The 6,253-nt window shown below is 70.7% G+C and carries 6 protein-coding genes; all 6 read right to left on the bottom strand.

Annotated elements, in window-relative coordinates:
* Positions 1–101 precede the first annotated feature (101 nt).
* The 6 genes from ETD86_RS51830 to ETD86_RS51855 all read right to left on the bottom strand — a co-directional run bounded on the left by ETD86_RS51830 (position 102) and on the right by ETD86_RS51855 (position 6,050).
* The gene (locus ETD86_RS51830) at positions 102–758 is read right to left on the bottom strand and encodes a CHAP domain-containing protein (protein WP_170223764.1); all 657 of its coding nucleotides are present in this window, start codon (positions 756–758) and stop codon (positions 102–104) included.
* 272 nt (positions 759–1,030) lie between these two features.
* Positions 1,031–1,780, bottom strand: coding sequence for a glucose 1-dehydrogenase (locus ETD86_RS51835; protein ID WP_138673974.1), 750 nt, complete (start codon positions 1,778–1,780; stop codon positions 1,031–1,033).
* Positions 1,767–3,800, bottom strand: a complete 2,034-nt coding sequence (locus ETD86_RS51840) for an acetate--CoA ligase family protein (RefSeq protein WP_138673975.1) — start codon at positions 3,798–3,800, stop codon at positions 1,767–1,769. The genes ETD86_RS51835 and ETD86_RS51840 overlap by 14 nt, the downstream gene beginning before the upstream one ends.
* Positions 3,797–5,317 carry a class I adenylate-forming enzyme family protein gene (locus ETD86_RS51845; RefSeq protein WP_138673976.1) on the bottom strand — a complete coding sequence of 507 codons (1,521 nt, stop codon included), beginning with the start codon at positions 5,315–5,317 and terminating at the stop codon, positions 3,797–3,799. The genes ETD86_RS51840 and ETD86_RS51845 overlap by 4 nt, the downstream gene beginning before the upstream one ends.
* Positions 5,318–5,367: 50 nt before the next feature.
* The gene (locus tag ETD86_RS51850) at positions 5,368–5,691 is read right to left on the bottom strand and encodes a VOC family protein (protein ID WP_246149485.1); all 324 of its coding nucleotides are present in this window, start codon (positions 5,689–5,691) and stop codon (positions 5,368–5,370) included.
* A complete protein-coding gene (locus ETD86_RS51855) occupies positions 5,688–6,050 on the bottom strand; it encodes a Zn-ribbon domain-containing OB-fold protein (protein ID WP_138673978.1) in 363 nt (120 codons plus the stop codon). The genes ETD86_RS51850 and ETD86_RS51855 overlap by 4 nt, the downstream gene beginning before the upstream one ends.
* Positions 6,051–6,253: the final 203 nt, after the last annotated feature.

Genomic DNA, 6,253 nt, shown 5'->3' on the forward strand with positions numbered 1-6,253 from the left:
GGTCCACAGCGCGGGGAAGACGAGGAAGACGGCGATGAGGGCGAGCGCGGGCAGGACGAACGCGACCGCCCTGCCCTTGCCCAGTCCTGCGGCGTCAGTGTTCATGGCGATCCTTCGGATCGCGGGTGCGGTCGCTGGGAGCCTGTGTCTTCCTTCGTCTCTTCGGTCGCTTCGCTCCCTCCAGTGAGCGACTCGTCCGGCATCTGCAGCACGCCCACGTCGGTGCCGGGCCCGGGCGGCACTGACGCCTGCTCCTCGGCCTTCTTCTTGGCCTCCGCGGCCTCCCGGGCCGCGTCCTCGTCCAGCCGGGCCTTGATCTGCTCCGGGTACCCGTACCCGACGACCTTGCCGGTGTCACGTTCCTTGCGTTTGGCGACGCCGCCGTCGATGTTCCCCTCGATGGTGAAGATCTTGTCGCCTTCGACCTTGGTGACGATGCCGACGTGGTCGATGTTGTCGAGGTCGTTCGACCCGCTCCAGTCGTAGTAGACGAACGCGCCGGGCTTGGGCTTCTTGCCCCAGGCGTCCTGCTCCTTGAACCACTTCGCGTGTGCCACCGTCCACGCGAACTGCCCGACCCACTCCTCGTAGCCGAGCTTGTGCGCGGCCCACGAGAGGTACATCTCACACCAGGGGGCGCCGCTGTAGTCGGCGTCGAACTCGACGTTCTTGCCGTACCACTCGCCGAACTTGGTGTACCCGCTCGCCTTCTCGGAGTAGCCGAGCTGGCTCTCGAGCAGCTCGATGAACTTCTGCATCTCTGGCGTCATGGAAGCGTGGAAAACCTTCCGGGCAAACCGGGTTTATCCACGCAGCCATGGGTAAGGGGAGCAACCAGGGACACGTGTGACAAAACCGGAGGCTTGTCGCTTTTGTGATGAGCTGAGGCTACCGTGCCGTCTGTGCAGGTCAAGCACACACCAAGAGATGGTCACGTCTTGGTCGACTACGTAAGCCCAGGTCAGGATGCTGCCAGAAATGTCCAAGCGAGGGTGGTTTAACGTAAAAAGATCTACCTAGAGGTGCTAACTCAGTATCCTGCGCCGGTCAGCAGGCCGCCGTCCACGGTGAACTCGCTCCCCGTGCAGTAACTGGCCCGGTCCGAGGCCAGGAACGCCACCACGTGCGACACCTCCACCGGCTTGGCGAAGCGCTTGATGACCATGGATTTCACGAACGCCTCGGCGTCGACCTCCTTCGCCATCTCCGGGTCCATGGCCATGGCGGTGTTGATCGCGCCCGGGTGCACCGAGTTCACCCGGATCTTGAACGGGGCCAGCTCGCGCGCCGCCGACTTGGTGATGCCCCGGATCCCGAACTTCGAGGCCGCGTACGCCGACAACCCCTCGGCGCCGACGAAGCCCTCGATCGAGGAGATGTTCACGATCGCGCCCCGCCTGGCCGCCTTCATGGGCTCGATCACCGACTTGATCCCCAGCCAGGTCCCCTTGAGGTTCACGTCGACGATCTGGTCGAACTCTTCGAGCGACATATCGGCGATCCGGCGAAATTTCAGGATCCCGGCGTTGTTGACCAGCACGTCCAGCTTGTCGTGCATGTCCACGGCTGTCGCGACGGCACGCTCCCACTCGGCCGGGTTCCGCACGTCGTGGTGGACGTACGTGGCGCCGGTCTCCTCCGCCAGCGCCTTGCCCTCCTCGTCCAGCACATCACCGAAGACCACCCGCGCGCCTTCCTCGAGGAACAGCCGTACGTGCGCCGCACCCATGCCCCGCGCCCCGCCCGTGATGAGCGCGACCTTGCCGTCAAGCAGTCCCATAGCGACCTCCTGCCGCGACGGCCCCAGTGATGGCTACTGAGGCCGCCTCCATGGTCCGGTAGACGGGGATCCCGGCCTCCGCCGCGATCCGCCGCACCTCGTCCTCCACGCCCGTGGGCGCGCACTCGCCGTTCCTGGTGACGAGGGTGACCCGCGTACGCGGCAGCGCGCCCTGCGCCCCGGCCAGCGCCCGCGTGTAGGCGTACAGGGGCTCGGCCGCGTTCCCGTACGTGAAGAACGCCTGGACGTTCACGTGGGCCACGACGTCCCGGCACGGCCGTCGCCGGACGATCACGTCGATCACCTCGGGCACCAGCCCGGCCCGCCCGAGCGGCCCCACGGGCACCTCGAGGGGGTTGCCGGACGCCGCCACCCCGAGCCCGCGCAGCTCGTCCAGTACGTCGCCGGGGAGCGGGTCCAGGCGTACCCCGGCCGCGTCGAACGCGTCCGCCGCCAGCACGCTCGCGCCCCCGCTCGGCCCGACCACCAGCACCCCGTCACCCTCGGTGACCCGCGTGCCGTGTGCCTGGAAGAAGGCCAGCACCCCGATCAGGTCGTCCTGGCTGGACACCAGCGCGGCCCCGGCCTGCTCGGCCACCGTCTCCCAGATCCGCCGGTCGCTGACCATGCCGCCGGTGTGCGAGGCGGCCGCCTGCCGCCCCTGTCCGCTGCGCCCGCCCACCAGCAGCACCACGGGCAGGTCGGTCGCGCGCAGCGCCTCGTACAGCTCCCGGCCGTCGCGCGGATCCTCCAGGTACAGGCCGACGGCTCCCGTCTCCGGGTCCTTGGCGAGCCAGCGCAGCAGCTCGGCGGGGGTGACGTCGGCCGCGTTCCCCACGGTGACGACCCGGCTGAAGGCCAGCCCACGCTGCTCCCCGACCTTGATCACCTCTCCGGCCAGCCCGCCGCTCTGTGAGATCAATGCCACCGATCCCGCGGGGCCCAGCCCGCCGCCGACGAAGGTCTGGCGCCCGCGCGGGCAGTAGACGCCCATGCAGTTGGGGCCGAGCAGGCGTGTCCCGGCCGCGCGGGCGGCCTCGACCAGCTCGTCCTCCAGCCCGGCGCGGCCCGCCTCCCCGAAGCCACCGCTCATCACCTGCACGAACGGCACGCCCGCGGCCTGCCGCACCACTTCCGGGCAGCGTCCGGCGGGTACGGCGACGAGCGCGTAGTCGACCTCCGTGTGCGCCAGCGACGGCACCGCGCGCACCCCGGCCACTTCGTCGGCCTCGGGATGGACGGCCACCAGCGGGATTCCGGCGCTCTTGTAGAAGTCGAGGAACATGTTCCCGAAGTTCGGCCTGGTGGTGGAGGCCCCGACGACCGCCACCGCCTTGGGCTCGAAGAGCGGCAGGAAGTCCGCGGTACGCCGGTCGGCCGCCGTCTCCCCGGACTCGGCGGGGACATGTCGGGCGTCGACCGCCACGACCCCCGACGGGCCCGCGATGACCGGGTTCAGCTCGAACTCGCCGAGCTCCAGCCGCTCCCACACCCCACCGGGACCGCCGACCGTCATGAGCAACTTGACCAGGGCGTCCACGTCCACGGGCGGCGTCCCGCGGAAGCCGTGCAGGAGCGGGGCCCCGCGCAGCGAGGCCAGCATGCGGCGCGCGTCCCGCTCCGAGATCGGGCAGAGCCCCAGCGCCGTGTCCCGTAACGCCTCCGTCCACACGCCGCCGAGCCCGGCCAGCAGCACCGGGCCGAACGCGACGTCCCTGACGGCGCCCACGATCAGCTCCACCCCGGCGTCCGCCTGCTCCTCGACGAGGAACCCGGCGACGTCGGGCAGCCTGGACCGCATCTCCGCGGCGGCCGCCGCCAGGTCCGCCGCGCGCAGGCCGAGCACCACGGCCCCGGCGTCCGACTTGTGCACCAGCCCAGGACCGAACGCCTTCAGCACCAGCGGCTCGGCCAGGTCCCCGGCGGCCGCGAAGTCCAGGTCACGGATGACGACGCCGCGCGGCACCGGCACACCGGCCTGGCTGAGCAGCGCTTTGACCTCGTGCTCGTACACGCTCACGCCGGTAGGTGCCCGTACTGCTCGCGGATCCCCCTGCGGAGGAGTTTGCCCGGCCCGCCTGAGGCGTCCTGCGAGTGCGGGAGTTCCTCGGCCACCACGATGTGATCGGGCCGCTGATGGGCGGGAAGGGAGTCGGCCAGGGCGAGCCCCAGCTTGGAGGCGTCCAGCGAGTGCCCGGCCCGCGGTACGACCGCCAGCAGGATCCGCTGCTCGGAGGCCCCTTCGGGCACCCCGACCGCACCGGCCTCGGCGACTCCGTCCAGGGCCGAGGCGGCCTCCTCGATCGCGACCGGCTGCGACCACACGCCGCCCTTGAGTATCGAGTCCTCCCGCCGGCCCAGCACGCGCAGCACGCCGTCGGAGGAGAGCGTGCCGAGGTCGCCGCCCACGTACCACTCGCCGCGCAGCACCTCCGCCGTCTTGTCCGGCAGGCCGTCGTACCCGGCCATCCGGTGCGGTCCGGCCAGGTTGATCTCGCCGACCTCGTCGATCACCCGGTTCCCCTGCGGATCCGTGATCCGCACGGCGTTGCCGGTACGGGCCCGCCCGGAGGATCCTAGGGGTGTCGAGCCGTCGTCCACCCGGCCCATACACGTGTACGGGGCCTCGGTCTGCCCGTAGTAGGAGAACACGCCCGCCTGCGGCAGCCTGTCCTTGATCCGGTCCAGCATGGTCGCGGTCAGCGGCTCGCCGCCCAGCATGATCACCTGAATCGACGACAGATCCACGCCTTCGTGCTCCGCCGAGCCCAGCAGGGCCGCGTAGAACGACGGGATCTGCGACACATGCGTGACCCGTTCGCGCGGCACGACCCGCAGGAAGTTCGCCGGGCCCCAGTCCTGCTCCAGCACCAGCCGCATCCCGGCATAGAGCGCCGGCCCGACGATCGCGGGGAAGCCGATGCCCCAGATGATCGCGCCCGTGCCGAACACCGAGTCGGGGCCGCGCGGCACGTCGAGCCAGATCTGCGCGGTCGCCAGCGACGACGCGTGCGTGTGCACCACGGCCTTCGGCAGCCCCGTGGTGCCCGAGGTGTAGTAGAGAGCCAGCGGATCGTCGTGGAACCCGGCCAGCGGCGGCTCCTCGTCCGAGTCCCCGGTGAGCTCCCGCGCGTCGATCCACTGGGTCACGCCGGGTAGCGACCCCTTGATCTGCTCCACCACCTGCTCGACCGTCGCGTCGTAGACGAACGCCGTGCACCCCGAGGCCGCCACGACGTCACGCAGCGTCTCCACCGGCCAGTACGAGTTCAGCGCCGCCGTGACCGCCCCGATCTTGGCCTGCGCCAGGTAGACCTCGGCCACCAGCAGCGTCTCGTTGAGCAGCGCCGCCACCCGCTGCCCCGGCGTGATCCCCTGGGCCAGGAGGGCGTTGGCGCGGCGGTTGACGTTCCTGTTCAGCTCGTCGTAGGTGAAGCTCTGCTCGCCGCAGTACGTCAGCGCCACCCGGTCGGGCGTGCGCATCGCGCCGGCGGTCAAGATCGCGTGGCCGTAGTTGCCGTAGGGTGATCGCGCCATGGGGGTGCCTCCAAGTTTTCAGAGGGGCGAGCGTCCAGCGAGGTGAATGCTCAGTGAGGTGAATAGAGCACGAAGACGTTTCCTGAGGGATCGCGCAGCACGGCCCGCGTCTCATGCGGCCCCGCCTCGGGCCCCCGCACCACCTCGGCCCCGCGCGCCGACATCTCCCGCACGGTCAGAGCCACGTCGTCCACCTTGTACGACGGCGCCGCCGACCCCGTGACGTGTTCGGCCGGACCGGCCAGGGCCACGGTGATCCCGCCGCCGTCCAGCGCCGCGAACCTGTCGCCGTCCCTGAACTTCACCGGCAGGCCGTAGAAGGCGATCGCCTCGTCCAGGTCGGTGACGGGGATCAGCACGTTGCCGAGCCTCACGCGGGCCTCCAATGCGGTAACTCCTCCACGAACGTGACCCGCACCGGCATCCCGATGCGTACCTCCTCCGGCGCGCACCCCACCACGTGCCCGAACGCGCGGGCGCCCTCCGGCAGGTCCACCCAGGCCATCACGTACGGCTCCCGCCCCCGGTAGGCGGGGGCGAACGAGCGGTGCACGACCGTGAACGTGTGCACCGTGCCCTCGCCGGAGACCGGCTCGAACACGAGCTCGCCGCCGCCGCACCAGGGGCACGTCGCCTCGGGGAGGTGGACCCGCCGGTCGCAGGCCGTACAGCGCTGGATGACCAGCTCGCCGCGTGCGCAGGCGGCCGAGTAGGCGGAGGTGTCGGCGCTCATCGCTTGCCAAGCTAGCGCACGCTTGGTTGCCCGGCAAGGGCCGCCGGGGCCCGCCTTCGCGGAGCGGACATGGTCAACGGCCCGCGGGGCTTGGGGGCGGCTCTTCGGTGAGGGGCGCCGCTGGGCCGGTCGAGAAGGCGTCGGTGGGCTCGGTGGAGAGCCGGGCTACCGGCCCTTACAAAAACGATGGACCACACCTTAGG

The sequence above is a fragment of the Nonomuraea turkmeniaca genome (assembly GCF_005889735.1).
In the GTDB taxonomy this organism is placed as follows: Bacteria; Actinomycetota; Actinomycetes; order Streptosporangiales; family Streptosporangiaceae; genus Nonomuraea; species Nonomuraea turkmeniaca.

Coding starts and splice junctions, on each gene's coding strand:
- ETD86_RS51835 (WP_138673974.1), bottom strand. CDS start 1,780: ATGGGACTGCTTGACGGCAAGGTCGCGCTCATCACGGGCGGGGCGCGG.
- ETD86_RS51855 (WP_138673978.1), bottom strand. CDS start 6,050: ATGAGCGCCGACACCTCCGCCTACTCGGCCGCCTGCGCACGCGGCGAG.
- ETD86_RS51845 (WP_138673976.1), bottom strand. CDS start 5,317: ATGGCGCGATCACCCTACGGCAACTACGGCCACGCGATCTTGACCGCC.
- ETD86_RS51830 (WP_170223764.1), bottom strand. CDS start 758: ATGCAGAAGTTCATCGAGCTGCTCGAGAGCCAGCTCGGCTACTCCGAG.